This window comes from Solimonas aquatica (assembly GCF_900111015.1).
Lineage (GTDB): Bacteria > Pseudomonadota > Gammaproteobacteria > Nevskiales > Nevskiaceae > Solimonas > Solimonas aquatica.
Genome location: NZ_FOFS01000007.1, coordinates 172383 through 198813, shown reverse-complemented (window position 1 = coordinate 198813; position 26431 = coordinate 172383). Strand labels below are relative to the sequence as shown.

Here is a 26431-nt window from a genome sequence, read left to right as displayed (position 1 = left end):
GGGGACAAGCACAATGATGCGCAAACTTTTGAGCGCCGCCATGCTGGCGGCCATCTGCGGCCTCGCGCCGGGCGCCTGGGCCGAGGACGAAGCACCCGCTCCGGCCGCCGAAGCCCCGGCTGCCGAAGCACCTGCGGCGGCACCTGCGCCGGCCGCCAAGAAGGAAAAGAAAGAGAAGAAGGCCGAGGCTGCACCGGCGGAAGCCGCTGCGCCGCCGGCCGCCGAACCGGCCCCGGCCGCTGCTGAAGCAGCACCGGCGGAAGCCGCCGCCGCCCCGGCGGCTGAAGCGGCGCCGGCCGAGGCGGCCGCTGCCGCCGAAGCACCGGCCGCCGCCACCGTGCCGCATTGCGGCGACAAGGGCTTTGACTGCAACAAGGGCGACGTGTCCTGGATGCTGGTCTCCACGGCTTTCGTGCTGTTCATGACGGTACCGGGCCTGGCCCTGTTCTACGCCGGCATGACGCGCGGCAAGAACGCGCTGTCCACGGTCATGCAGAGCTTCGCGATCTTCTGCGTGATCGCGGTGCTGTGGGTGGTCTACGGCTACAGCGTGGCGTTCACGGCGGGCAGCCCCTTCTACGGCACGCTCGACAAGTTCTTCATGCATGGCGTGGATCCCAGCACCGTCGCGGCGACCTTCAGCAAGGGCCAGTACCTGCCCGAGATGGTCTACGTGATGTTCCAGCTGACCTTCGCCGCCATCACCGTGGCGCTGATCACCGGTGGCTTCGCCGAGCGCATGAAGTTCTCCGCCGTGATGATCTTCAGCGTGCTGTGGTTCACCTTCTCCTACCTGCCGATCGCGCACATGGTCTGGTACTGGGATGGTCCGGACGCTTATCCGAAGGGTGATGCCGATGCGGCGGCCACGGCGGCCAGCCACGCCGGCTTCCTGTTCCAGAAGGGCGCCATCGACTTCGCCGGCGGCACCGTGGTGCACATCAACGCCGGTATCGCGGCGCTGGTCGCGGCGATCATCGTCGGTCCGCGCAAGGGCCTGGGCAAGTTCCACTTCGCTCCGCACAGCCTGATGATGACCGCCATCGGCACCGGCATGCTGTGGATGGGCTGGTTCGGCTTCAACGCCGGTTCCAACCTGGAAGCCACCGGCACCGCGGGTCTGGCCTTCTTCAACACCCTGTTCGGCACCGCCGTCGCGGGTGTGGCCTGGGCCGGCACCGAATGGCTGCTCAAGGGCAAGCCCTCGCTGCTGGGTGTGTGCTCGGGCATCGTCGCGGGCCTGGTTGCCATCACCCCGGCCGCCGGCTTCGTCGGTCCGCTGGGCGCGTTCTGGATCTGCGCGATTGCCGGTGTGGTCTGCCTGCTCGCCGCGACCAAGCTCAAGTCCCTGCTCGGTTATGACGACGCGCTCGACGCCTTCGGCGTGCACTGCGTGGGCGGCATCATCGGTGCCCTGGGCACCGGCTACTTCGTGAACCCGGCCCTGGGCGGCACCGGCGTGTTCGACTACACCGCCGAGGCGGTGGGCGCTTACGACCTGGCGACGCAGATGACGGCGCAGCTCTGGGCGGTCGGCACCTCGCTGCTGTGGTCGGCTTCGGTGGCCGCGGTCATTCTGCTGGCCCTCAAGTTCACCATCGGCATCCGCGCCAGCGACGAAGCACAGGAAGAAGGTCTGGATCTCGCCGATCACGGCGAAAAGGCCTACAACTAAGGCTTCTGATCGCACAACACCGATTTTTCTCCGGTGGGTTAGGGCGGGCTCGAAAGAGTCCGCCCTCTTTCTTTGTGCGTATCAAAAGCGGTTCGCGGTTGCACGGGATGTGCATGCTAAACTGCCAGGCACAACAAACTTCGCGAGAGAGACTCCCATGAAGATGATCATCGCCATCATCAAGCCCTTCAAACTCGACGCCGTGCGCGAGGCGCTCGCCGACATCGGGGTACAGGGCATGACGGTCACCGAGGTGCGGGGCTTCGGTCGCCAGAAGGGCCACACCGAGCTGTACCGCGGTGCGGAATACACGGTCGACCTGCTGCCCAAGGTCAAGATCGAAATCGCCGTGGCGCCGGACGTGGCCGACAAGGCCGCCGATGCCATCGTCAAGGCCGCCAAGACCGGCCAGATCGGAGACGGCAAGATCTTCATCTACGACCTCGAACAGACGGTGCGCATCCGCACCGGCGAAGCCGGCGTCGACGCCGTCTAAGCTTCAAGTTTCACCACCAACCCGGTGACGCTCGTCGTCACCGGGTTTTTGCTTTTTGACCGTTTCCGGGGAGATCACAATGAAAAAAACCTTCCTGCCGCCGGCCCTGGCGGCATGGGCCCTGCCTTGCGCGGCGCAGGCCGCCGACAATGGCGACACCGCCTGGGTGCTCAGCGCCACGGCGCTGGTGCTGTTCATGTCGCTGCCGGGCCTGGCGCTGTTCTACGGCGGCCTGGTGCGCGCCCGCAATGTGCTGAGCGTGCTGGTGCAGTGCTTCGCCATCGTCTGCGTGGTCTCGCTGCTGTGGGTGGCCTGCGTCTACAGCCTCGCGTTTGCGCCGGGCAGCGGCTTCATCGGCGGCCTGTCCAAGGCCATGCTCGCCGGCATCGGCGGGCGCGAGATCGGCACCCTGCCGGAGGCCGTGTTCTGCCTCTATCAGCTCACCTTCGCCGCCATCACGCCGGCGCTGGTGATCGGCGGCTTCGCCGAGCGCATGAAGTTTTCCTCGGTGCTGCTGTTCTCGGCGCTATGGCTGCTGATCGTCTACGCGCCCGTCTGCCACTGGGTCTGGGCCGATGACGGCTGGCTGAAGAAAATGGGCCTGCTGGATTTTGCCGGCGGCACCGTGGTGCACATCACCGCCGGCGTGGCCGCGCTGGTGGCGGCGCTGATGCTGGGTCGCCGCAACGGCTTCCCGCACACGCCGATGATGCCGCACAACATGACCATGACCGCCACCGGCGCCGGCATGCTCTGGGTGGGCTGGTTCGGTTTCAACGGCGGCTCGGCGCTGGCCGCCAACGCGCAGGCCGGCATGGCGGCGCTGGTCACGCACACGGCGGCGGCGGCGGGCGCGCTGGCCTGGACGGCGCTGGAATGGCGCAAGTACGAGAAGCCCAGCGCCCTGGGCATCGTCACCGGCATGGTCGCGGGTCTGGGCACCATCACCCCGGCCTCGGGTTATGTCGGCCCCGGCGGCGCGCTGATCATCGGCATCGTCGCCGGTGTGGTCTGCTTCAATGCCACCCATTTCGTGAAGCGCGTGCTGAAGATCGACGACTCGCTCGACGTGTTTCCGGTGCACGGCATCGGCGGCATGCTGGGCACGCTGGCGGCAGGTGTGTTCGCTTCCGATGCCCTGGGCGTGTTCAGCGGCCAGGGTTACGCGCCGGGCATGAGCATGGGCTCGCAGCTGGGCGTGCAGGCCCTGGGCGTGGTGGTGGTGGCGCTGTACACGGCAGCGGCCAGCGCCGCAGCGCTATGGCTGGTGGACGCGATCAACGGCCTGCGCGTCAGCGGCGAGGACGAGATGCAGGGCCTGGACACCGCGCAGCACAACGAGCGCGGTTACGACCTGCAGGGCCTGTGATCGCCTGATCGCCATTGCGCTTCAGGCGCATCAAAAAAACGGGGCGGCTCAGGCATGCCTGAGCCGCCCCGCGGTTTGCCAAGACTAGGGCCTGTTGACGTTAACCTCAGGCGCCCAGCGCCTTGCGCACGTAGGTGGGCAGCGCAAACGCGGCGCGGTGGGTGTCGGCGTTGTAGAACTGCGCATCCAGCGCCGCAATCGCGGCCTCGTCCAGGCGGCTGGCCAGCGGCCCGGCCTTCTTGCAGGCAATGGACGCCGACCACCAGCCCGAGGGATAGATGACCTGCGGGAAATGCAGCAGATGCGTCTGCACAAAACCCGCTTCACGCATCGCCTGGTGCATTTCCTTGATCAGCCCCAGATGCAGCAGCGGCGATTCCGACTGCTGCACCAGCATGCCGTCCGGCCCCAGGGCCTTGATGCAGTCCAGATAGAACTTCTTGCCGAACAGCCCCTCCGCCGGGCCGACCGGATCGGTGGAGTCGATGATGATCAGATCGATGGAACCGGGCTTTGCGTCCTTCATCCACTGGATGCCGTCGCCGAAGAACAGCGTGGCGCGCGGATCGGCGTTCTTTTCGCACAGCTCCGGGAAATACTGCTCGGCCAGGCGCGTGACGCGCTCGTCGATCTCCACCTGCGTGGCGCTGGCCACTTCCGGATGCCGGAGCACCTCGCGCAGGGTGCCGCAGTCGCCGCCGCCGACGATCACCACGTTTTTCGGATTCGGATGCGAGTTGAGCGCCGGATGCGACATCATCTCGTGATAGAGGAAGTTGTCGCGGGTGGAGACCATGGTGCAGCCGTCGATGGTCATCAGCCAGCCAAAGGTTTCGGTCTTGAAGATCTCGATCTTCTGGTAGGGCGTCTGCTCCTCATGGACCTTCTCGGCCTTGAGTGAAAACGCCGTGCCGGTGCTCTCCATCGGCTCGGTAAACCAGCTGCGATCCAGTGTCATCGTCAATCACCTAAAATTACGGATTCCCGCCCCACGCCGCAGGCGGTCAAAAATGCCGCGCGAGTATATCGGGTGACCATCGAAAATGAATGACAAGCAGCAGCCGTGGAGCCTGGCCCAGGCGCGGGAGCGTTACAACCTGCCGCAGTGGGGCGAGGGCTATTTCGACGTCAATGCCCAGGGCCACCTGAGCGTACTGCCGGACCGTGGCCGCAGCAGCGCCGCCATCGACCTCTACGAGCTGGCGCGCAGCCTGCCCGAGCAGGGCCTGCAGCTGCCGGTGCTGGTGCGCTTCCTGGACATCCTGCACGACCGCGTCGATCAGCTCACCGGCGCCTTCGCCAGCGTGATCCAGGAGCTGGACTACGCCGGCCGCTACACGGCGGTGTACCCGATCAAGGTCAACCAGCAGGGCGATGTGGTGGAGGAGATCGTCCGCCACGGCGGCGAGCGCGTGGGCCTGGAAGCCGGCAGCAAGCCGGAGCTGGCGGCGGTGCTGGGCCTGGCGCGGCCGGGCAGCGTGATCGTCTGCAATGGCTACAAGGACCGCGCCTACATCCGCCGCGCCCTGATCGGCCAGCTGCTGGGCCATCGCGTCTACATCGTGGTGGAAAAGCTCTCCGAGCTGCCGCTGCTGATCGAGGAAGCCGCCAACCTGCAGGTCGCGCCGCTGGTGGGCCTGCGCGTGCGCCTGTCGGCCAATTTCACCAGCACCCAGCAGAACACCGGCGGCGAGAAGGCCAAGTTCGGTCTGTCCGCGCCGCAGATTCTCGAAGCGCTGGAGATCCTGCGCCGTGCCGGGCATCTGGACGCGGTGCAGATGATTCACTTCCACCTCGGTTCGCAGGTCGCCAATGTCCAGGACGTGGCGCGCGGCCTGCGCGAGGCGGCGCGCTTCTACGTGGAGCTGCGCCGGCTCGGCGCGCCGGTGAAGGTGGTGGACGTGGGCGGCGGCCTGGGCGTGGACTACGAAGGCACGCGCTCGCGCTCCTTCTGCTCCATGAACTACAGCCTGCGCGAATACGCCCGCAATATCCTGCGCACCCTGCAGGAGGTCTGCGGCGAGGCCGGCGAGCCCGAGCCGGACCTGATTTCCGAATCCGGCCGTGCGCTCACCGCTCATCACGCGGTGCTGATCACCGATGTGGTGGATCACGACGAGGCCCCGCAGCAGCCCCTGCCCGCGCCCGAAGCCGACGCCCCGGCCATGCTGCAGGAACTGCACGCGCTGTTTGCGCAGATCGACCAGCAAGGGCCCATCGAGACCCTGCACGATGGCGCGCAGTTCTTCGCCGATGTGCAGCTGCAATACACCCTGGGCCTGCTCAGCCTGCCGCAGCGCGCCTACGCCGAAGCCGCCTACTACGCCCTGGCGCGCGCCGTGCTGCCCAAGCTGGACCCGGCGATCCGCGCGCATCGCGAGGCCATCGACGAGCTGCGCGAAAAGCTCTCGCCCAAGTACTTCTGCAATTTCTCGGTGTTCCAGTCCATGCCCGATGCCTGGGCCATCGAGCAGGTGTTTCCGATCATGCCGATCCACCGTCTGCAGGAGCGCCCCGAGCTGCGCGCGCGGCTCTGCGATCTCACCTGCGATTCCGACGGCCGCCTCGACCAGTACGTGGACCACGAAGGCCTGATGCCGACCCTGGCCCTGCACCGCCTGCGCGAGCACGAGCCTTATCTGCTGGGCTTCTTCATGGTCGGCGCCTACCAGGAAATCCTGGGCGACATGCACAACCTCTTCGGCGACACCAATGCCGTGAACCTGGTGCTGGACGGCAAGGGCGGCTGGCAGCTGGCCGGCGCCGAGCAGGGCGACCGCACCGACGAGCTGCTGCGCTACGTGCACCTGGAACCGGAAAAACTCTCCGCCGCCTACCGCAGCAAGCTCGCCGCCACGCAGCTGCCGCGCATGGCGCAGGACGCACTGTTCGCGGAGCTGGAAGCGGGCTTGAGCGGCTATACCTATCTGTCGGAGGGCTGAGGGGCCTGACAGCAGCGAAACAGCACAAGAATCACGCAGAGGCGCCAAGGCGCTCAAAAGCGGCGACAGCGGCGCGCTGCGGCGCAGCTGATGACTTTGCCTGCGCCTGGGCGTGATTCTTTATCTTTCGCAGCGCCTCAATGCCCCAGCAAGGCCAGCTGCGGGCGGTAGACCCAGCCCTTGAAGCTGTCCTTGAGCGCGCTGTCCGCGCAGTCTTCGAGCCTGCCTTCGCAGAGCCGGCGCATCGCCGACAGCCCGTCGAAGTAGGTGTCGCGCTCCAGGCCGGCATAGTCGGCAATCAGCGAGGGCAGCAGGGCGATATCCAGAAAGCCCGGCGCGTCGACAGGATTGAGCGGACGAAAGTTGGCGCGGATCTGGTACTGCGTGACGTAGTCCGGCTGCGGCAGCGCGTAGGCATACGGCGGCTGCGGTTCTTCGAAGTAAGCCTGATGATCGCCGAAGTAGGCCCACAGCGTGCGATGCGACTGCTGGCTCATCCAGGCTTCCAGCATGCCGATGCCGCGATCCAGCTTGGCGAGCTTGGCCTGGTAATCGCTGAGCTTGGCCGCCAGCGAGGGCTTGAGGCCGGTCTTGACCAGGCCCGGCAGCGGCTTGGTTTTCTTCGAGTACGGCGCGTGCTCGTGGATGGAGAGCATGTACAGGAACAGCGGACGATGCTCACCGGCGCTGGCCTGGGCATTGCGCTTGAGCAGGGTCACCGCCGCCTCGGCGAGACGATCGCTCTCGGCGATATCCCATTCGTCGCCGGGAATGTTGTCGTACTCGGGGAAATCGCGCAGGGTCAGCACCTGCTCGAAACCCATGGCCTCGTAGGTGCGCGCGGCGCCGTAGAAGCGCTTCATGGTCGGCATCAGCACGATGGCGCGATAACCGCTGGCGCGGAAGCGCTGCGGCAGATTGTCCTGCACATGCGGCGCCACGGCATTGAACACCGTGGTGCGGCGCGCACCGAAATCATCCGGCACCAGTCCGGTGAGCAGCGAGAACTCCGACAGCCAGGTCTTGCCGCCGAAGGTGTGCACGCGCAGCAGGCCGCGTGCGCGCGTCTCCGGCAGCTTGTCGAACATCTTCAGGCGCGGCCATTTCGCGCCGGGCACCTGGTAGTCGCGCGGATCGAAGGTGGATTCGTTGAGCCAGACCACCACGTCGGGGCGCGCGCCGGGCAGCGCCGCCGGCACCGGCTGCAGCTGCTGCGCCCTGGATGCGAACAGCGTGGGGTCGCCGCTGGGCAGGGCGTCGGGCACTTCGAAGATCGCGTAGGAATAGACCAGACGGCTCATCACGCCGCAGGTCTTGAGCAGGCCGCAATCGGCATCGTCGCGGAACACTTCCCAGCTGTGGTAGTGGCGGTTCTGCCAGGCAAAGGTGCTCCAGCCGGCCAGCAGCAGCAGGCACACGCCGCGCGCCGTCCAGCCCAGCGCGCTGCCGCGCCGCGCCCACCAGGCCCAGATGGCCATCAGCACGCAGGCCAGCAGGAAGCCCGCCGCCGCCCATTCCAGGCGCGGATAGCGCAGCACGATGCTCCAGTTGGCCGGCTCGGAGAGAAAGGTGAAGTCCAGCAGCGCCAGGCGGTTGTCGAAGTAGATCTTCTTGAACTCGCCCACCGTCCACAGCAGCACGCTGAGCAGGCTGGCCACGGCGATGGCAAAGCTCAGGCGCCCGGACAGCGCCGCCACCAGCAGCGCCGGCACCGCGAACAGGCCCAGATTGATCAGCAGGCAGACCGCATCGTCGCTGCGCTGTACGGACAGATACAGCGCCGCCGCCGTGAGCGCGGCGGGAAGCGCGTGCGCGGCGAGCGCCGGCCAGATGCGACGCGGGATGGACAGGACGGAAGTGTTCATGAAAATGTCACAAAACCGGCGCGCACTGTACGCGCGCCGCCCTAGCCCGCCAAGTCCGTCAATCCCCGCTGTGATGCCGGAAATCAGCTCGGACGCTGGCGCGCGCGGGCGATGGCGGCGCGCACCTGGGTCGGGGCGGTGGCACCGTAGTGGTTACGTGCGGCCAGCGAGCCTTCCAGGCTGATGCAGGCGTAGACATCGGCTTCGATCAGCTTGGACTGCGCCTGCAGCTCGGCCAGATCCAGCTCGGCGATGTCGCAACCCTTCTTCTGCGCATAGGCCACGGTGCTGCCCACCACGTGGTGGGCATCGCGGAACGGCAGGCCCTTGCGCACGAGGTAGTCGGCCAGATCGGTGGCCGTGGAATAACCCTTGGCGGCGGCGGCGCGGCAGTTCTCGCGGCGGACCTCGATGGCCGGAATCATCTCGGCATAGACCTGCAGACAGGCCCTGACGGTGTCCACGCTGTCGAACAGCGGCGGCTTGTCTTCCTGGTTGTCGCGGTTGTAGGCCAGGGGCTGGCCCTTCATCAGCACCAGCAGCGCCTGCAGATTGCCGATCACGCGGCCGGTCTTGCCGCGCACCAGCTCCGGCACGTCGGGGTTTTTCTTCTGCGGCATGATGCTGCTGCCGGTGCAGAAACGGTCCGGCAGATTGACGAAGCCGAACATCGGCGTCGCCCACAGAATCAGCTCCTCGCTCCAGCGCGACAGGTGCACCATGATCAGGCTGGCGACGCTGCAGAACTCGATGGCGAAGTCGCGATCCGAGACCGTGTCCAGCGAGTTCTCGGTGACGCCGTCGAAGCCCAGCAGCTCGGCCACGTAGTGACGGTCGATGGGATACACGGTGCCGGCCAGGGCGGCGGCGCCCAGCGGCAGCAGGTTCAGGCGCTTGCGGCAGTCCACCAGACGCGAACGGTCGCGCAGCATCTGCTCGCGCCAGGCCAGCATGTGATGGCCGAAGCTCACCGGCTGGGCGATCTGCAGATGCGTGAAGCCCGGCATCACGGTGTCGGCCTCGCGCTCGGCCAGGTTCAGCAGGCCTTCGGTGACGCGGTCGATCAGCGGCAGCAGCGCATCGATGGTGTCGCGCACGTACAGGCGCAGATCGGTGGCCACCTGATCATTGCGCGAGCGGCCCGTGTGCAGACGCTTGCCGGCCTCGCCGATGGCCTCGGTGAGCCGCGCCTCGATGTTCATGTGCACGTCTTCGAGCTGCTCGCTCCACTCGAAGCGGCCGGACTCGATGCTGTCACGGATCGCATCCAGGCCCTGCACGATGGCCTGGGCATCGGTCTCGCTGAGCACGCCGACCTTGGCCAGCATGCGCGCATGCGCCTGGCTGCCGGCGATGTCCTGCCGGTACAGGCGGGCGTCAAAGCTCACCGATTCGGAAAACTTCTCGACGAGCGCGGAGGTGGATTCGGCAAAGCGACCGCCCCACAGTTTCTGATTGCCGGACATGATGTGCGCGAGGCTCTGATACCAAAACGGGACGCGGATTATAGACGCCGCTGCCGGGTCACAAGGGCCGGCGGGCGACCAGGGTCTGTCAACGCTATGGACGATCGCTGCGTTGCTGCCAGAAATCGCGCCAGGCAAGGCGCGAAACGCAGGCCTTGGTGGTGCCAAGGCCAAGTTTCGCAACGCCGCATGGCGCGATTTCTGGCGCAACCCGGAAGGGACGGGGCGGTTTTGGCGCAGGGCGGCGTTGGCAGCCGCTGGCTTGGAATCACCAAGCGGCGCGTCTGCCGCCTTGCCCTGCGCCAGAACAGCCTCCGTCACAGCGACCGCCATAGCGTTAGCAGGCCCTGGTGCCGGCTGTACGGTGTCTGCCGCAGCTTGCCCGGCGCGCGCCACGCTGCGAAGCTTGCGCATCCGAATTCAGGCGCCACCGCCAAACCCCGCTCCCGCCCGTGCAGCGCATCACGCCCCTCAGCCGCCACCGGCTGGATCTCATCCCCAACTTCTGCGAGGGGCGTCCGGTGCTGACGCTGGCCTTCTCGATGGCGATGCTGGCGCTGGTGCTGACCCTGGCGGGCGAACGCCGCGGCGTGGAAGCAGTGGAACGCGGCCTGCTGCTCACCGTGTATCTGCAGTGGATCAGCCTCTGCGCCGCCGCCACCCTGTGCTGGGCGCGGCGCTGGCTCAAGTACGCGCGGCCCGGCATCGTGTTCTTCGCCTGCTGGGGCTTGCTGGTGGTCATCGTCACCCTGATCGCCGAGCTGACCTATTACCTCAATCAGGCCATGAGCTGGCAGTTCATCGGCAACGAGGAGCGCCTGCCCTTCATCCTGCGCCACGCCGCGATTGCCGCAGTGGTGGCGCTGCTGCTGCTGCGCTACTTCTGGATCCGCCACCAATGGAACATGCAGGTGCGCGCCGAGGCCGAGGCCCGCTATCAGGCGCTCAATGCGCGCATCCGACCGCACTTCCTGTTCAACTCGCTCAACAGCCTGGCGGCGCTGATCCAGATCCGTCCGCACGATGCCGAGATGATGGTGGAAGACCTCTCCGACCTGTTCCGCGCCAGCCTGGAGAAAGGCCAGCAGATGGCGCAGCTGATGGAAGAGATTTCCCTGTGCAGCGCCTATCTGCGCATCGAGAAGCTGCGCCTGGGCGACAAGCTCGCCGTGGAGTGGGACATTCCCGAGGAGCTGCTGGAATGGCCGGTGCCCAAGCTGATTCTGCAGCCCTTGATCGAGAACGCCGTGCACCACGGCATCTCGCGTCTGGCGCAGAACGGCACGGTACGCATCGCCGCGCGCGAGATCTTCGGCCGCCTGGTTCTGGAAGTGAGCAACCCCATGCCGCCGGACGCCGGCAACAAGCATGGCAATCGCGTCGCCGTCGACAATATTGCCCAACGCCTCAAGCTGATTTACGGTGACGGTGCGCGGCTGGAATTGGGCCGCGACCTGCGGCTGGAGGGCGGCGTGTTTCGCGCCAGACTGGTATTGTCACGACTCACAGCGCCCTTGCCGCGCACCTAGAAAGACGGCGGACTGACTTACACGGAGAGTGCCCCATGCGTGTCGTGATCGTGGATGACGAGCCGCTGGCTCGCGAGCGTCTGAAGCGTCTGCTGCAGGAGTTTCCCGGCTACGAGGTCGTGGGCGAAGCCTCCGACGGCGAGTCGGCCCTGGACGTGATCGACGACGAGGAGCCCGATCTGGTGCTGCTCGACATCCGCATGGGCGGCATGGACGGCCTGCAGGTGGGACGCCAGCTGGCGGAAATGGATGTGCCGCCGGCGGTGATCTACACCACGGCTTATTCCGAGCACGCGGTGTCGGCCTTCGAGGCCGCCGCGCAGGGCTATCTGCTCAAGCCGATCCGCATGGAGAAGCTGCGCGACGCCCTGCAGCGCGTGCGCAAGCCCACCCGCGCGCAGCGTCCGCGCGAAGTCGCGGCGCCCGCCGACAAGCCGCTCAAGCGCGAATTCATTCTCGCCACCACCCGTGACGGTCTGGTGCGCGTGCCGGTGCAGGACGTGGTGTACTTCCTCGCCGACCAGAAATACACCACCGTCGCGCATCTGCACGGCGAGGTGCTGATCGAAGAATCGCTCAAGACCCTGGAAGAGGATCTGCAGCCGCAGTTCCTGCGCATCCACCGCAAGGCCCTGGTCAACACCAAGTTCATCGCCAGCCTCGACCGCGATCGTCACGGCGAGCAGCACCACTGGCTGAAGATGAAGCACGCCGCGCAACCGCTGCCGGTCTCGCGCCGGCGCCTGGCGGAAGTGCGGCGCTTCCTCACCGAGGCCTGAGGCGGGAGGGGTGAGGCGTTAAACTCCGCGCCCACCGCGATTGCACCACCCTTAATCTTTTTTGCGCCTCACTCCTCACGCCTCACATGCTCTTAAGAATCGCAACGCGCGAGTCACCGCTCGCGCTCTGGCAGGCCGAGCACGTCAAGAGCCGGCTGCAGGCCGCGCATCCGCAGCTGCAGGTCGAACTGGTGCCGATGACCACGCGCGGCGACCAGCTGCTGTCCAGCCCGCTGGCGGCGGTCGGCGGCAAGGGCCTGTTCGTCAAGGAGCTGGAACAGGCGATGCTGGAGCAGCGCGCCGACATCGCCGTGCATTCCATGAAGGATGTGCCGGTGCAGCAGCCCGAGGGCCTCAAGCTCGCGGCCTTCCTCGCCACCGAAGACCCGCGCGACGCCTTCGTCTCCAATCACTTCGCCTGCCTGGATGATCTGCCGGCGGGCGCGGTGGTGGGCACCTCCAGCCTGCGCCGGCAGGCGCAGCTGCGCGCGATGCGTCCCGACCTCACCATCCGCGATCTGCGCGGCAATGTCGGCACGCGCCTGCGCAAGCTCGATGAGGCGCTCTACGACGCGATCCTGCTCGCCCACGCCGGCCTGTCGCGCCTGGGCCTGGGCGCGCGCATCCGCGAAAGCTTTGCCGTGGAGCGCTTCGTGCCTGCCATCGGCCAGGGCGTGATCGGCATCGAATGCCGTGAACACGACGCGCGCACACAGGCGCTGCTGGCACCGCTGGCCGATGCGGCCTCCGCCACGCGTCTGGCCGCCGAGCGCAGCATGAACGCGCGCCTGGGCGGCGCCTGTCAGGTGCCGGTGGCCGGGCACGCCGTGGCGCAGGGCGACCAGCTGCTGCTCACCGGCATCGTCGGCGCTCCCGATGGCTCGCGCCTGATCCGCTGCGAATCGCGTGCCCCGGCGGCACATGCCGCACAGCTGGGCGCGCAGCTCGCCACGCAGTTGCTGGCGCAAGGCGCCGGCGAGATTCTCGCGGCCCTGGGCATACACACCGCGTGAGCGCCGCCGCCAGCCTGCAAGGCCGGCGCGTACTGGTGACGCGGCCGGCGGCGCAGGCCGAAAACCTCTGTCGTCTGCTGCAGGCGCGCGGCGCCGAGGTCCGGCGCCTGCCGCTGCAGAGCATCGAGGCGGTGCGCCAGCCGGCCGCCGCCGCGCGCCAGCTGCGCGAGGCGCACGGCGCCAGAGCCTGGATCTTCACCAGCGTCAATGCCGTGGAGTTCGCCGCGCAGCTCGATGCCGGTCCCTGGCCGCAGAGCATCGCCATCGGCGCCGCCACCGCCGTCGCCCTGGAGGCGCGCGGCCAGCTGCCGCTGCTGCCCGAGGACGCTTTCTCCAGCGAGGGCGTGCTGGCCCTGCCGCTGCTGCAGGCCGTCGCCGGCCAGCGTCTGCTGATCGTCACCGGGGAGAAGTCGCGCCAGCTGATGGCCGAGACCCTGCGCGCGCGCGGCGCACAGGTGGAGCTGGCGGCGGTGTACCGGCGCGTGGCCTTGCCACACACGCCGGAACGGGTCCGCGCCGCGCTGCAGGATTGCGACGCCGTGCTGCTCACCAGCGGCGAGGCCTTGCAGCAGCTGCTGGCCTTGTGTGACGAGGCGGCGCGCGCGCTGCTGTGCCAGGCCCGGCTGGTTGTGCCAAGCCAGCGTGTGGTAGAACAGGCGCGCACGCTGGGCTGTCAGGGCCCATTGCTGCTGCCCGAGCAGGTCAGCGACGCGGCTTATCTGCATTGCCTGGAACAAGCGCTGGCGTCGTAGACCGGCATCCGCAACCGTTTTTCAATCGAACACATCGTGGATTCGCATAAGGCCGTGACCGAGGACTCCGAGAGCAGCGGCGCTTCGCTGCGCCGCTGGCTGTTGCTGCTGCTGCTCGCCGCCTTGCTGGCCGGCGGCGGCGCCTGGCTGTACACGCGCATCGCCAGCAGCCTGGCGCTGCAGCGCGACACCCAGCAGCAGCTGGTGCGCGGCCTCAATGCCCTGGAAGCACAGGCCGACCGCCTGGAGGCGCATCAGGCCGATCTCGCCGCCAGCACGCAGCGCAGCAGCAGCCAGGTGTCCAGCTTCGCGCAGCGCCTCGATGCCCAGGACCAGAGCCTGGGCCAGCTCAAGGAACAGCTCTCCGGCGGCCGCGGCCGCTTCCAGCTGGCCTCCGTGGAGCAGTTGCTGCTGCTGGCCAGCGACCGTCTGCAGCTGGCCGGCGACGTGCCGGCCGCCCTCGTCGCACTGGACGAGGCCGACGCGCGCCTGGCCAATCTGCGCGAGCCGCGCCTGTACGCCGTGCGTCAGGCCCTGGCGCAAGAGAGGGCGCAGCTGCAGGCCGTGCCGCTGCCCGATTTCACCGGCGCCGCGCTGACGCTCTCCAGCCTGATCGAGCGCGTGCCGCATCTGCCGCTGGCCACGCATGCGCCCTCGCGCTTCGACGCGCATCCGCAGCGGGTGCTGGTGGCCGATGACGCGCCCTGGTACGGGCGGCTCTGGGCTTCGGTGCGTCAGGCCCTGGGCGATATCTTCACCGTGCGCCGCGACAACGGTCCGGCGCCGCAGCTGCTCACGCAGGAACAGGAAGCGCTGATCGTGCAGGTGCTGGCGCTCAAGCTGGAAGGCGCGCGCGTGGCGCTGCTGCGGCGTGACACCGTGAGCTTCCGCGATCTGGCCGAATCCGCCGGCGCCTGGCTCGACGCTTATTTCCGCGACGACGATCCCGGCGTGGCCGCGGCCAAGGCCGAGCTGCAGCGCCTGCAGCCGCTGGACCTCAATCCGCCGCTGCCCGACACCAGCCGCAGCCTCGGCCTGCTGCGCCAGTTCCTGGCCGCCGCGCCATGATCCGCGTGCTGCTGATTGCCCTGGCGGTGCTGGCCCTGGGCGCGATGGCCGCGTTCTATCTGCGCGCGGAAACCGGGTATGTGCTGATCAGCTTCCATCACTGGATCGTGGAGACCTCGCTGCTGGGTCTGATCGGCAGTCTGGCGCTGATACTGCTGCTGCTCGGCGGCGGCCTGCGCCTGCTGCTGGCGATGCTGGTGCTGCCCATGACCGTGCGCCGCGCGCTGGCGCAGCGTCGCGAGCGCAAGGCGCAGGAATCCTTCGAGGCCGGCCTGCTGCGTCTGCTGGAAGGCAACTGGAAGCGCGCCGAGATCGAGCTGGTGCGCCGCGCCGCCGACCATCACGCCGGCCATCTCAACTACCTGGCCGCCGCGCGCGCCGCGCAGCAGCTGGGCGCCGGCGATCGTCGCGACCACTACCTGCGTCTGGCCAGCGAGATCGCGCCGGAAATGGAATTCGCGACGCTGCTGACGCAGGCCGAGCTGCAGCTGGAACGCGGCCAGCACACCGCCGCGCGCGACACCGCGCTGAAGCTGCGCGGCCTCAATGCCCAGCATCCCTACGCGCTGGAACTGCTGGCGCTGAGCTATGCCGGCCTGCAGGCGCACGAATCGCTGCGCCAGCTGCTGCTGGAACCGGGCGCGCGCGCCCTGCTCAGCGAGCAGCGCTACACCGAGCTGCTGACGCCGGCGCTGCTGGCCTGCCTGCGCGACGCACGCGAGCAGGCGCGTCTGGAACGGCTCAAGACGGTCTGGGACAGCGCGCCGCGCGAGCTGCGCCAGCAGGCGTCCGTGCGCAACGAATATCTGCGCGGTCTGGCACGGCTCAATGCGCATGCCGAGGCCCTGGCCCTGATCAGCGAGGTGATGGCGCGCGACTGGGACGCCACCCTGGCCACGCTCTACGGCGAGCTGCACAGCGACGAGCCACTCAGCCAGCTTGCGGCCATCGAGAGCTGGCTGCTGCGCTACGGCGAACGCCCCGAGCTGCTGATCACCGCCGGCCGCGTCTGCCTGCGCAACAAGCTCTGGGGCAAGTCGCGCAGCTATCTCGACGCGGTGCTGCGCGTCGCGCCCAGCCCGGCCGCCTATCTGGAACTGGCGCGACTGTCCGAACTCACCCAGAACAGCGACGCAGCGCGGCAGTTCTACAAACAGGGCCTGGAGTTCACCGTCCTGTCCTCGTAGAAAAAGCCGCTTCAGGCTTACGTTTTTCCGTCACCCGCGCCAGCGTTCCGCCTTTGTCGGGCACAGCCTGATAAGGGTTTCCCGTAGTGCAAAACGCAAGCCTCCTTCCGTCCGTCAATCCACGCCCTTGAGTCGCGGCGGCCCTGCGCCGGCGCGATGCAGTAACCGTTACAGCTTGCAGCTTCCTGTGTCGGGTCCTCCCCATGAAACTGCTCGCTCGCTCGCCCGCCTTCCTGCTCGTCCTGCTTTGTGCCTGCGGGGGCGGTGGCGGGAGCGGCAGCACCGGCAGCACCGCGTCCGACAGCGGCCTGCTGGGCAGCGACACCGCGGTGATGGAAACCGCCGCCAGCAAGACCATCGGCAGCGCTGCGGCGGCACGCTTCCTGGCACGCGCCAGCTTCGGCGGCACGCAGGCCGAGATCAATTCGCTGGCCGCGCAGACCAGCTACGACAAATGGTTTGCGACGCAGGCCGCCGCCACGCCCTGCTCGGAGCTGTCGCGGGTGGACGCGCAGACCGCGCAGGGCTACACGCTCTCGCAGGCCGCGCGCGTCGAAGCCTGGTGGTATTGCGCCGTGCAAGGCAGCGATCAGCTGCGTCAGCGCATGGCCTTTGCGCTCTCGCAGATTCTGGTGGTCTCCGATCAGAGCACGCTGGCCGGCCAGCCGCGCGCGCTGGCCTACTACTACGACATCCTCAGCCGCAACGCGCTGGGCAATTACCGCACGCTGCTCGGCGAGGTGGCGCGCGCACCGGCGATGGGCTGGTATCTGAACATGTTCGGCAGCCGCAAGGCCGACCCCAGCAAGAACATCCGCGCCGACGAGAATTTCTCGCGCGAGCTGATGCAGCTGTTCACCGTCGGCCTGATCAAGCTGCAGGCCAATGGCGCCGCGCAGACCGACGGCAGCGGCGCCACCATTGCCACCTACACGCAGACCCAGGTGGAGCAGCAGGCCAATGCCCTGACCGGCTGGGGCTGGCCCGGCGGCACTTTCATCTGGGGCACCGCGCAGTGGACCGCACCGATGCAGGCCACCGCCTCGATGCACGATGTCAGCGCCAAGACCATCATCGACAACGTCAGCATCGCCGCCGGACAGAGCGCCGACGCCGAGCTCAACCGCGTGCTCGACACGCTGTTCAACCACGCCAACACCGCGCCCTTCATCAGCCGCCAGCTGATCCAGCGTCTGGTCAGCAGCAATCCCTCGCCGGCTTATGTCGCCCGCGTCGCGGCGGTGTTCAACAACAATGGTTCGGGCGTGCGCGGCGATCTGCTGGCGGTGGCCAGGGCCATCCTGCTCGACAGCGAGGCCCTGGGCAGCAGCGGCTACGGCAAGGTGCGCGAACCGCTGATCCGTCTGGCGCAGATGTGGCGTCTGTTCCAGGCCAGCGCCGGCAACGGCCGCTATGACTTCCCCTATCCCGAAGCAGCGTTCGCCCAGGCGCCGCTGCGCTCGCCCTCGGTCTTCAATTTCTACCGTCCCGACTACAGCCCGCCGGGCGCCCTGGCCAATGCCGGTCTGGTGGCGCCGGAGCTGCAGATCCTCGACGAGTCCACGGTCAACAACGGCGGCACCGCGCTGTACTACTTCGCGATCCGTTACCGCGCCAGCAAGAACAGCACGGTCAGCGACAGCACCACGGTGAGCCTGGACTTGCGGCCCTGGGAAACGCTGGCGTCTTCGCCGGTGAATCTGGTGGCACAGCTGGATCTGTATCTGAACAACAGCAGCACCTCGCCCACGGTGCAGAAAAAGCTCAGCACCTATCTGGCCACCATTCCCTCCACACAGCCGGAAGTGCGGGTGTTCGAAGCGCTGGACCTGCTGATGCATCTGCCGCAGTCCTATGTGCAGCGCTGAAAAAACCGTTCTCCTGATCTGCCATCCGAGGTCCTGTTCATGAATCCCGACCGCCGCCGCCTGCTCCAGCTCGGTGTCCGCATCGCCGCCGGCAGCTCGCTGTTCGCCACGCTGGGTGCCTATCAGCGCGCGCTCGCCGCCACCTCCAGCGCCTCCGGCGATTACCGCGCCTTGGTCTGCGTGTTCCTGTTCGGCGGCTGCGACACCGCCAATCTGGTGGTGCCCACCTCGGCCAGCGCCTATGGCCTGTACAGCGCGATCCGCAGCACGCTGACGCTGCCGCTGAGCGGACTGCTCTCGCTCAATTCGCTGCTGTCGCTGCCGCTGCTCGGCAGCAATCGCTACGGCTTTCATGCTGCCTGTCCGGAACTGCAGTCGCTGTACAACAACGGCAAGCTGGCCATCGTCGGCAATGTCGGTCCGCTGGTGGCGCCGCTGACGCGCGCGCAGTTCCAGGCCAAGAGCGTGCCGCTGCCGCCGCAGCTGTTCTCGCACATCGATCAGCAACGCCAGGTGATGGCGGGCATGGCCGGCAGCGAGCCCAGCGGCTGGGCCGGACGCGTCGCCGATCTGATGGCCAGCGCCGCCGCGCAGAGCGCCCTCGCCACCAATATCAGCATCGCCGGCCGCAACACCTGGCAGGCCGGCATCGACACCGTGCCCTATGTGCTCAGCAGCAGCGGCGCACCGCGCATGCGTTACTGGCAGGCCGGCGACTCGCGCGCCAGCGCACGCCGCGCGCTGTTCACCGGCCTGCTCGATGCGGCCGATGCCGAAAGCAATCCGATGATCCAGCAGGTCTCGCAGGTGCAGCGCCGCGCGATCAACACCGCCGAGCGTCTGGCCACCGCACTCAACGGCATCAGCACGCCGGTGAGCTTCCCCAGCTCCAGCCTCGGCCAGCAGCTGGCGATGGTGGCGAAGATGATTGCCGCGCGCGGCAGTCTGGGCGTGAAGCGCCAGCTGTTCTTCGTCAGCCAGGGCGGCTATGACACGCATGACAATCAGCTGGCCACGCAGGCCAAGCTGTTCGCCGACCTCAGCGCCAGCCTCGGCGCCTTCCAGGCCAGCACCGAAGCGCTCGGCGTGAGCGGCAATGTCACCGCCTTCACCGCCACCGACTTCGGCCGCACCCTGACCGCCAACAGCGACGGCTCCGATCACGGCTGGGGTTCGCAGTCGCTGGTGATCGGCGGTGGCGTGACCGGCGGCGGCGTCTACGGCGCCATGCCCTCGCTGCTGCTCAACAACAGCGATGATGCCGGCTCCGGCCGCGTGATTCCCTACTACTCGACCGAACAGCTGGGCGCGACCCTGGCCAGCTGGTTCGGCGTGTCCTCGGCCGATCTCGACACCGTGTTCCCCAATCTGCGCAATTTCAGCACGCGCAACATCGGTTTCATGAGCAGCTGACAGGGCGATGGCCAAGGGCATCGCTGCCCTTGGGCCTGTCGCTTCGCAAAGGCGCGGCCGCTGCACGCTGACGCAGCAGGCCGGCGTTACACTGCCGGCCATGTCCGGACTTTTCTCCCTGCTGCCGCCACGTGCGCTGATCGCCGGCTACGGCGATATCGGCATGCGCGTCGCGCGTCTGCTGCACGACTCGCCCTGCACGCCCCACGCGCTGCTGCGCGATGCCCGACGCCTGCTGCAGCCGGACGTCGCGCAGCGGCAGCTGCACGATCTGGATCAGCCGCAGGACATCGGCGACTGGCCGCTGCTGTTCTGGTTCGCGCCGCCGTCCACGCAGGATGAAGGCGATGCGCGCCTGCGCGGCTGGCTGGCGGCGCAGCGCGGCCGCATCACGCGCATCGTCTACATCTCCACACCGGCGGTGTACGGCGACTGCCAGGGCCGCTGGATCGACGAGGACGAAGCGCTGGCGCCGCGCAGCGCGCGTGGCCGCCGGCGCCTGGATGCGGAACGCGCGCTGCTGCACTGGCAGTCGCAGGGCGCGGGCGAGGTCATCATCCTGCGCGTGCCCGGCATCTACGGCCCCGGACGTCTGCCCATCGAACGTCTGCGCCAGGGGCTGCCGATCGTGAAGCCCGAGCAGTCGCCCTGCAGCAATCGCATCCATGCCGATGATCTGGCGCGCGCCGCGCTGCACGCGGCGGCATACGGCCGCGCCGGTCGCGCCTATCACGTCAGCGACGGCACGCCCAGCAGCATGGCGGACTACTTCATCCGCTGCGCGCAGCTGCTGGGCCTGCCGCAGCCGCCGCAGCTGGATTACGCGCAGGCACAAGCCGCACTGTCTCCCGCGATGTGGTCGTTTATGGAAGAATCCAGGCGTCTGAAGACGGATCGCCTGCGCAGCGAGCTGAAGTTCACGCCGCGCTATCCGGATCTGGCCAGCGGTCTGCCGTCCTGCATCCAATAACACAGCACCCGGGAACCAAAGGAAGAGCCGATGAGCATGATCAAGGAGTTTCGCGAATTCGCGATGCGCGGCAATGTCGTCGATCTCGCCGTCGGTGTGGTGATCGGCGCCGCCTTCGGCAAGATCGTGTCCTCGCTGGTGGGCGACGTCATCACGCCGGCGATCGGCGTTCTGATCGGCGGCGTGGATTTCTCCGATCTCGCGCTCACGCTCAAGGCCGCTGAAGGCGACAAGGCAGCGGTGCTGCTGTCCTACGGCAAGTTCATCCAGACCGTCTTCGACTTCATCATCATCTCCTTTGCGATCTTCATGTTCGTGAAGCTGATCAACCGCCTCAAGCGCGAGCAGGCAGCTGCGCCCGCGCCGCCGCCGCCTCCGCCGGAACCGAGCGCGGAAGCCAGGCTGCTCGTCGAGATCCGCGATCTGCTCAAGCAGAAATAAGCACCGTCGCCGCGATGCCGCGGCGCAGGAGCCTTGCCCATGGACACGCTGCTGCAGCTGCTGGGATGGACCGGCGTCGCGCTGCTGATTGCCGGCGGCCTGGTCGGCACGCTGTTGCCGGTACTGCCCGGTCCGCCGCTGGTGTTCTTCGGCCTATGGCTGGCGGCGCTGCTGGATGATTACCGGCACGTCGGCACGCCGACCCTGATTCTGCTCGGCGTGCTGGTGCTGCTGACCGTGGCCATCGACTTCGTCGCCTCGGCGCTGGGCGCGCAGCGCGTGGGCGCCAGCAAGCAGGCGCTGAGCGGCGCACTGATCGGCAGTTTCGCCGGCATGTTCTTCGGCATTCCGGGTCTGCTGATCGGGCCGTTTGCCGGCGCCGTGATCGGCGAGCTGATGGCGCGCAGCCATGTCACACAAGCCGCACGCGTGGGCTTTGCCACCTGGTTCGGCATGCTGATCGGCACCCTGGCCAAGCTCGCGCTGAGCCTGGCGATGATCGGGATCTTCCTGATTTCCTACTGGCTGTGATCAGCCGGGGACCTTGAGCTTCTGCCCCACGCGCAGCGTGGCCGATTCGGGCAGGTTGTTGGCCTCGCGCAGCGCCGTCACCGACACCTTGTAGCGCTTGGCGATGCCGCTGAGCGTCTGCCCGGCGGCGACCTTGTGGGTGCGCGCGACGCTGAGCCTGGCCTTGTCCTTCTGCTTTTGTTTCTGCTTCTGCTCGTACTGGCGTGAAGCGGCGTCCTCACGCTGTTCCTCACGCGCCTGCTTGAGCTTCTGCTCCAGGGTCTGCGAGGGCGTGGCCTCGCCCAGCGCCACCGTGATCGGACCGGGCCGCGCTTCCTCGCGCGGCGGAATCCGGATCACCTGCCCCACGCGCAGCGCGTGCACCGACTTCAGCTCGTTGGCGGCGATGATGGCCTTCTGCGGCACGTGATAGTCGTGGGCGATGCGGCCCAGGGTTTCGCCGCTGGCAACCTTGTGCAGCAGATACATGACGCGCTGGCTGTCGAAGCGTTCGTGCTCGCCGAGCTTGGCGTAGCCAACCTCAAAGGCGCGCGCGCTGCCGTAGGGCACGCGGATCAGATGGCCCGGCGGCACGTAGAGCTTGCCTTCGATGACTTCGGGCCGATACGCGGGATTCAGGCGCTGGAAGGCCTCGTCGCTGGCACCGCAGAGGCGGCGCAGGGTGTCGTAGGGCACGTAGTGCTGGGTTTCCACCACCTCGAACTCCAGCGGCTTGGCCGCTGCGCTCAGGGCCGCGCGCGCGCGATAGGCGCGCTCCACGTCCACCGCCGCGAGAAACTCCGCGTAGTAATTGCGCGAGGCAAAGCCGAAGCGATCGCTTTCGAAGCGATTGATCAGGTCCATGAGGCTGGCACCCTGCACCTTGTCCAGGGCGCGGGCGATGCCGGCGCGGCCGTAGTTGTAGGCGGTGATCGCCAGCGGCCAGTCCTGCAGCAGGGTGTAATCGTCCTTCAGATGCCGCGCCGCGCCATCGGTGGAGGCCCAGGGATCGCGGCGGTCGTCCACCACCTCGTTGAGCCGCATGTAGATGCGCGCCGAGGAGGGGATGAACTGCCAGATGCCGGCGGCGCCGGCCTTGGAATAGGCATCGAGATTGAAGCTGGATTCCACCAGCGGCAGACGCGTCAGCGTCACCGGCAGCTCGTAGCCACGGAAGGTCTTCTCCATGGACGGCAGATAGCGGTCCGAGACTTCCAGAGCCTTGTCGGTGCGCTCCTTGAGACCGCGCTGCACGCGCGCGGTGCCGATCAGCTTGCGGTACTTGTCCTCGCCGGGCAGATCGGCATAGAGATCGTAGAGGCGCCGCGCTTCGCCGCTGAGGTTCTGCGGCGCGTAGCGCTGCTCGTCCACCTGCTTGAGCAGACGGTCGAACTCTTCCTTGGCGTCCTGCTCCTCGCCGCGCCGGCGCTTGTCGAGCTGGAAGCGGTCCTGCCACAAGGCGTCCTGGCGGTAATCCAGCACCTTGAACACGCGATTGGGATAGAGCGTGGAATGCACCACGCTCTGCAGCTCGGAGTATTCGCCGAACACGCGCGTCCAGAAACTCACCGCCGGCTTGAGCGCCTCGTAACGCGGGAAGCGGTTGTCGGGCAGCACGGTCTGCGGCAGTGCCACCGCCGGCATCACCACGGCGCTGGGGGCTGCAGGCGCCGCCGGCGCGGCGATCGAAGCCGGCGGCGCACCCGTGCTGACGGGCGCCGGGGCCGCAGCTGCTGGCGTCGGGTTGCTGAGCGCGGTGCCTGCGCCAGCGCCTGCCGACTCCTGTGCCCCGCTGCGCGCCGCGCAGAGCATCAGCACAGCGATGAGGGCGAGGCCTCGCGGCAGCGAAATTCTTGCGGCGTGCAGCAAGTTCAGCATCCTGTATCGAGGTGTGGCGCGGGCTGCAATCGATGGTAGTAACTGCCGGCGCGAATGTCTAACGACAGCGGCCCGGCGGCTTGCTGCAAACGGCGCGTACCGGGAGAATCAAACACTCCGACGACGGCGTTCCGAACCGAGCCCCACCATGGCCAAGCCTTATCCTCCGATCGAGCCCTATCGCACACTGCGCCTGCGCGTCAGCGAACTGCACGAGATCTATGTGGAGGAATCCGGCAATCCGCAAGGCAAGCCGGCGATCTTCGTGCACGGCGGCCCCGGCGGCGGCAGCGAAGCCTGGCATCGCCAGTTCTTCGATCCGGCGCGCTACCGCATCGTGCTCTTCGATCAGCGCGGCTGCGGACGCTCCACACCGCATGCCGAGCTGCGCGAGAACAGCACCTGGGATCTGGTCGCGGACATGGAACGCATCCGCGAGCACCTGGGCATCGAGCGCTGGCTGGTGTTCGGCGGCTCCTGGGGTTCGACGCTGGCGCTCACCTATGCCGAGACGCATCCCGAGCGCTGCAGCGCGCTGGTGCTGCGCGGCATCTTCCTGCTGCGCAAGCAGGAGATCGACTGGTTCTATCAGCACGGCGCCAACTGCCTGTACCCGGATGCCTGGGAACCTTACGAGGCCGCGATTCCGAGCGAAGAGCGTCACGACTACCTGAGCGCCTATTACCGCCGCCTTACCAGCGAGGACGCAGCCGTGCGCGTCGCTGCGGCGCGCGCCTGGAGCATCTGGGAAGGCGCGACCAGCAAGCTGTTTCCGAACACCGATATGGTGGCGCGCTTCGGCGAGGATCATTTCGCCGAGGCCTTTGCCCGCATCGAATGTCACTACTTCGTCAACAAGGGCTTCTTCGATCGCGACGACAAGCTGCTGGCCGACATCGGCCGCATCCGCCACATTCCCGGCGTGATCGTGCAGGGCCGCTACGATGTGGTGTGCCCCATGCGTTCGGCCTGGGATCTGCATCGCGCCTGGCCGGAAGCCGAGCTGCAGATCGTCGCCGATGCCGGTCACGCCGCCAGCGAGCCGGGCACGCTGGCCAGGCTGGTGGACGCCACGGACCGCTTCGCCGCGCTGTAGGACACCGCTTCCTCTTATTGCGCTTGCCCGGGCCCGGCCGCAAGCGGCATCGTCACGCACCGCTGGCATCCACCGCCTTGCAAGGGCGGCGTGACGCGTCCGGGCGGCGCCGCAGCGCTGCATCGATCAGCCGAAGCCTTGCTTGACCTGGATCAAGGCGGGCAGCGGAAGCACCGTGTAAAGCGGGCATTCACGCCGCCAATGTGAATGAGAATGTAAACGCGAAAGGCGCATCAGCACTGCGTTTTCTCGCCCCGGTGCACCCCCTGATATTTCCTAACAAATGATAGGCGACAAGCCTGCCGCGACTGCCTAATGTCGCCGCCATAGCGTCAGAAGCACCGGCTGCGATCTGAAGTCCGCGAGCAGGCGATCCCGCAGGAGGATGGTCCGCGATACCGCGAATGAACGAGGACGCCGGAGACTGAGGCGGGCAAGCGGTATCACCAAGACTGGAGGAAGTACTCATGGCAGCATCGAACCTGGCTGTGAAGCAGGCCCTCAAGAACAATCCGGCGCCCAGCAGCGTCGATCCGCAGGAAGTCCACAAGTGGTTGCAGGACTTCACCTGGGACTTCAAGGAAAAGGCCGGAAAGTATCCGACCAAGTACGACATGGACGTCAACACGCGCGAGCAGTTCAAGCTCACCGCCAAGGAGTACGCGCGCATGGAGTCGGCCAAGGAAGAACGCCAGTTCGGCACCCTGCTCGACGGACTCGATCGTCTCGACGCCGGCAACAAGGTGCATCCGCGCTGGGGCGAGTTCATGAAGCTGGTTGCCAACTTCCTCGAAACCGGTGAATACGGCGCGCTCGCCGGTTCGGCGCTGCTGTGGGACACGGCGCAGTCGCCGGAACAGCGCAACGGTTATCTGGCGCAGGTCATCGACGAGGTCCGCCACGTCAATCAGTGCGCCTCGGTCAGCTACTACTACAGCAAGCACTATTACGATCCGGCCGGCTTCACCAACATGCGCCAGCTGCGCGCGATCAACCCGCTGTACCCGGGCGTCAAGCGCGCCTTCGGCGAAGGCTTCCTCGCCGGCGACGCGGTGGAAAGCTCGATTAATCTGCAGCTGGTGGCCGAGGCCTGCTTCACCAATCCGCTGATCGTGGCGCTGACCGAATGGGCGGCCGCCAATGGCGACGAGATCACCCCGACCGTGTTCCTGTCGATCGAAACCGATGAGCTGCGGCACATGGCCAACGGTTATCAGACCATCGTCTCCATCATGAACAACCCGGACACGATGAAGTATCTGCAGACCGATCTCGACAACGCGTTCTGGACCCAGCACAAGTTCCTCACGCCTTTCGTCGGCGCGGCGCTGGAGTACGGTTCGCGCTTCAAGGTGGAGCCCTGGGCAAAGTCCTGGAACCGCTGGGTGTACGAGGACTGGGCCGGCATCTGGCTGGGCCGCCTGCAGCAGTTCGGCCTGAAGTCGCCCAAGTGCCTGGCCGATGCCAAGAAGGACGCGGTGTGGGCGCATCACGATCTGGCGCTGCTGGCCTTCGCGTTGTGGCCGCTGACCGGCATCCGCCTGGAGCTGCCGGACCGTCAGGACATGGAATGGTTCGAAGCCAACTATCCGGGCTGGTACGAGCACTACGGCAAGATCTACGAAGAGTGGCGCGCCCTGGGCTTCGAGGATCCCCGCTCCGGATTCAGCGGCGCGGTCTGGATGCTGCAGCGCGGACACGGCATCTTCATCGACCACACCTCCTCGCTGCCGTTCTGCCCGACGCTGGGTAAGGGCGCGCTCAAGCCCAGCTTCCTGGAAAAGAACGGCAAGCGCTTCGCCTTCTCCGAACCGCACGGCGAGCGCATGTGGCTGCAGGAGCCGGAGCGTTATGAATTCCAGAACTTCTTCGAGCAGTTCGAAGGCTGGGAACTGTCGGATCTGGTGAAGGCCGCGGGCGGCGTGCGCAGCGACGGCAAGACCCTGATGGCGCAGCCGCATCTGCGTTCCACCGACATGTGGACACTGGACGATCTCAAGCGCATCAACTTCACCGTTCCCGATCCGATGCGGATCCTGAACTGGCAGCCTGCGCACTGACCACCCAGCGGGATGCGGCACGACACCGCATCCATCACAAAGAGGAGAGCAAGC

21 protein-coding genes are annotated in these 26431 nt (G+C 67.2%); 17 read left to right on the top strand and 4 right to left on the bottom strand.

From position 1 onward, the window contains the following. The first annotated feature begins 16 nt into the window (after nucleotides 1-16). From BMY12_RS10445 to BMY12_RS10435, 3 genes are all read left to right on the top strand, one after another. Nucleotides 17-1675, top strand: coding sequence for an ammonium transporter (locus BMY12_RS10445; protein ID WP_436278861.1), 1659 nt, complete (start codon nucleotides 17-19; stop codon nucleotides 1673-1675). Between the two features lie 157 nt (nucleotides 1676-1832). After that, complete coding sequence (locus BMY12_RS10440) at nucleotides 1833-2171, top strand: P-II family nitrogen regulator (protein ID WP_093285584.1); 339 nt, start codon at nucleotides 1833-1835, stop codon at nucleotides 2169-2171. Nucleotides 2172-2250: 79 nt separating this feature from the next. Further along, nucleotides 2251-3540, top strand: a complete 1290-nt coding sequence (locus tag BMY12_RS10435; RefSeq protein WP_093285582.1) for an ammonium transporter — start codon at nucleotides 2251-2253, stop codon at nucleotides 3538-3540. Nucleotides 3541-3646: 106 nt separating this feature from the next. Here BMY12_RS10435 and speE read toward each other — a convergent pair whose 3' ends face one another. Further along, a complete protein-coding gene (gene speE, locus BMY12_RS10430) occupies nucleotides 3647-4498 on the bottom strand; it encodes a polyamine aminopropyltransferase (protein ID WP_093285579.1) in 852 nt (283 codons plus the stop codon). 85 nt (nucleotides 4499-4583) lie between these two features. Between speE and speA the strand changes: the two genes are divergently transcribed. Further along, on the top strand, nucleotides 4584-6482 hold the full coding sequence (speA, locus tag BMY12_RS10425; protein ID WP_093285576.1) for a biosynthetic arginine decarboxylase: 1899 nt from the start codon (nucleotides 4584-4586) through the stop codon (nucleotides 6480-6482). A gap of 137 nt (nucleotides 6483-6619) precedes the next feature. On the opposite strand, the gene BMY12_RS10420 is transcribed toward speA, so the two are convergent. Together BMY12_RS10420 and argH are read right to left on the bottom strand one after the other, a co-directional pair. Then, entirely contained in the window at nucleotides 6620-8347 is a 1728-nt protein-coding gene (locus BMY12_RS10420) for a sulfatase-like hydrolase/transferase (protein ID WP_093285573.1), read from the bottom strand. A gap of 83 nt (nucleotides 8348-8430) precedes the next feature. Continuing rightward, on the bottom strand, nucleotides 8431-9813 hold the full coding sequence (gene argH, locus BMY12_RS10415; RefSeq protein WP_093285571.1) for an argininosuccinate lyase: 1383 nt from the start codon (nucleotides 9811-9813) through the stop codon (nucleotides 8431-8433). 452 nt (nucleotides 9814-10265) lie between these two features. Here argH and BMY12_RS10410 point away from each other — a divergent pair, with 452 nt between their 5' ends. The 11 genes from BMY12_RS10410 to BMY12_RS10360 all read left to right on the top strand — a co-directional run bounded on the left by BMY12_RS10410 (nucleotide 10266) and on the right by BMY12_RS10360 (nucleotide 21364). Beyond that, nucleotides 10266-11342 carry a sensor histidine kinase gene (locus BMY12_RS10410; protein ID WP_093285568.1) on the top strand — a complete coding sequence of 359 codons (1077 nt, stop codon included), beginning with the start codon at nucleotides 10266-10268 and terminating at the stop codon, nucleotides 11340-11342. Between the two features lie 35 nt (nucleotides 11343-11377). Continuing rightward, nucleotides 11378-12121 (top strand): LytR/AlgR family response regulator transcription factor, encoded by a 744-nt coding sequence (locus tag BMY12_RS10405; protein ID WP_093285565.1) that lies wholly within the window; start codon nucleotides 11378-11380, stop codon nucleotides 12119-12121. An 86-nt stretch (nucleotides 12122-12207) separates the two neighbouring features. Then, nucleotides 12208-13134, top strand: a complete 927-nt coding sequence (gene hemC / locus BMY12_RS10400) for a hydroxymethylbilane synthase (protein ID WP_093285563.1) — start codon at nucleotides 12208-12210, stop codon at nucleotides 13132-13134. Further along, complete coding sequence (locus BMY12_RS10395; RefSeq protein WP_177188941.1) at nucleotides 13131-13886, top strand: uroporphyrinogen-III synthase; 756 nt, start codon at nucleotides 13131-13133, stop codon at nucleotides 13884-13886. Before hemC ends, BMY12_RS10395 begins: the two co-directional genes overlap by 4 nt. A gap of 36 nt (nucleotides 13887-13922) precedes the next feature. Beyond that, nucleotides 13923-14954, top strand: a complete 1032-nt coding sequence (locus BMY12_RS10390; RefSeq protein ID WP_177188940.1) for a uroporphyrinogen-III C-methyltransferase — start codon at nucleotides 13923-13925, stop codon at nucleotides 14952-14954. Beyond that, nucleotides 14951-16141 (top strand): heme biosynthesis protein HemY, encoded by a 1191-nt coding sequence (locus BMY12_RS10385; RefSeq protein WP_093285555.1) that lies wholly within the window; start codon nucleotides 14951-14953, stop codon nucleotides 16139-16141. Before BMY12_RS10390 ends, BMY12_RS10385 begins: the two co-directional genes overlap by 4 nt. 203 nt (nucleotides 16142-16344) lie before the next feature. Beyond that, the gene (locus BMY12_RS10380) at nucleotides 16345-18009 is read left to right on the top strand and encodes a DUF1800 domain-containing protein (protein WP_093285553.1); all 1665 of its coding nucleotides are present in this window, start codon (nucleotides 16345-16347) and stop codon (nucleotides 18007-18009) included. Nucleotides 18010-18048: 39 nt separating this feature from the next. After that, a complete protein-coding gene (locus BMY12_RS10375) occupies nucleotides 18049-19422 on the top strand; it encodes a DUF1501 domain-containing protein (protein ID WP_093285550.1) in 1374 nt (457 codons plus the stop codon). A 100-nt stretch (nucleotides 19423-19522) separates the two neighbouring features. Further along, nucleotides 19523-20392: an NAD-dependent epimerase/dehydratase family protein gene (locus BMY12_RS10370; protein ID WP_093285699.1), complete on the top strand. Its 870-nt coding sequence runs from the start codon at nucleotides 19523-19525 to the stop codon at nucleotides 20390-20392. Between the two features lie 30 nt (nucleotides 20393-20422). Beyond that, complete coding sequence (gene mscL, locus BMY12_RS10365) at nucleotides 20423-20833, top strand: large-conductance mechanosensitive channel protein MscL (protein WP_093285547.1); 411 nt, start codon at nucleotides 20423-20425, stop codon at nucleotides 20831-20833. 39 nt (nucleotides 20834-20872) lie between these two features. After that, on the top strand, nucleotides 20873-21364 hold the full coding sequence (locus tag BMY12_RS10360) for a DUF456 domain-containing protein (RefSeq protein WP_093285544.1): 492 nt from the start codon (nucleotides 20873-20875) through the stop codon (nucleotides 21362-21364). On the opposite strand, the gene BMY12_RS10355 is transcribed toward BMY12_RS10360, so the two are convergent. Then, complete coding sequence (locus BMY12_RS10355) at nucleotides 21365-23221, bottom strand: lytic transglycosylase domain-containing protein (RefSeq protein ID WP_245732442.1); 1857 nt, start codon at nucleotides 23219-23221, stop codon at nucleotides 21365-21367. Nucleotides 23222-23369: 148 nt separating this feature from the next. On the opposite strand from BMY12_RS10355, the gene pip reads away from it, so the two are divergent. Together pip and BMY12_RS10345 are read left to right on the top strand one after the other, a co-directional pair. Next, complete coding sequence (pip, locus tag BMY12_RS10350; protein WP_093285541.1) at nucleotides 23370-24317, top strand: prolyl aminopeptidase; 948 nt, start codon at nucleotides 23370-23372, stop codon at nucleotides 24315-24317. Between the two features lie 467 nt (nucleotides 24318-24784). Continuing rightward, a complete protein-coding gene (locus tag BMY12_RS10345; protein ID WP_093285538.1) occupies nucleotides 24785-26377 on the top strand; it encodes an aromatic/alkene/methane monooxygenase hydroxylase/oxygenase subunit alpha in 1593 nt (530 codons plus the stop codon). Nucleotides 26378-26431: the final 54 nt, after the last annotated feature.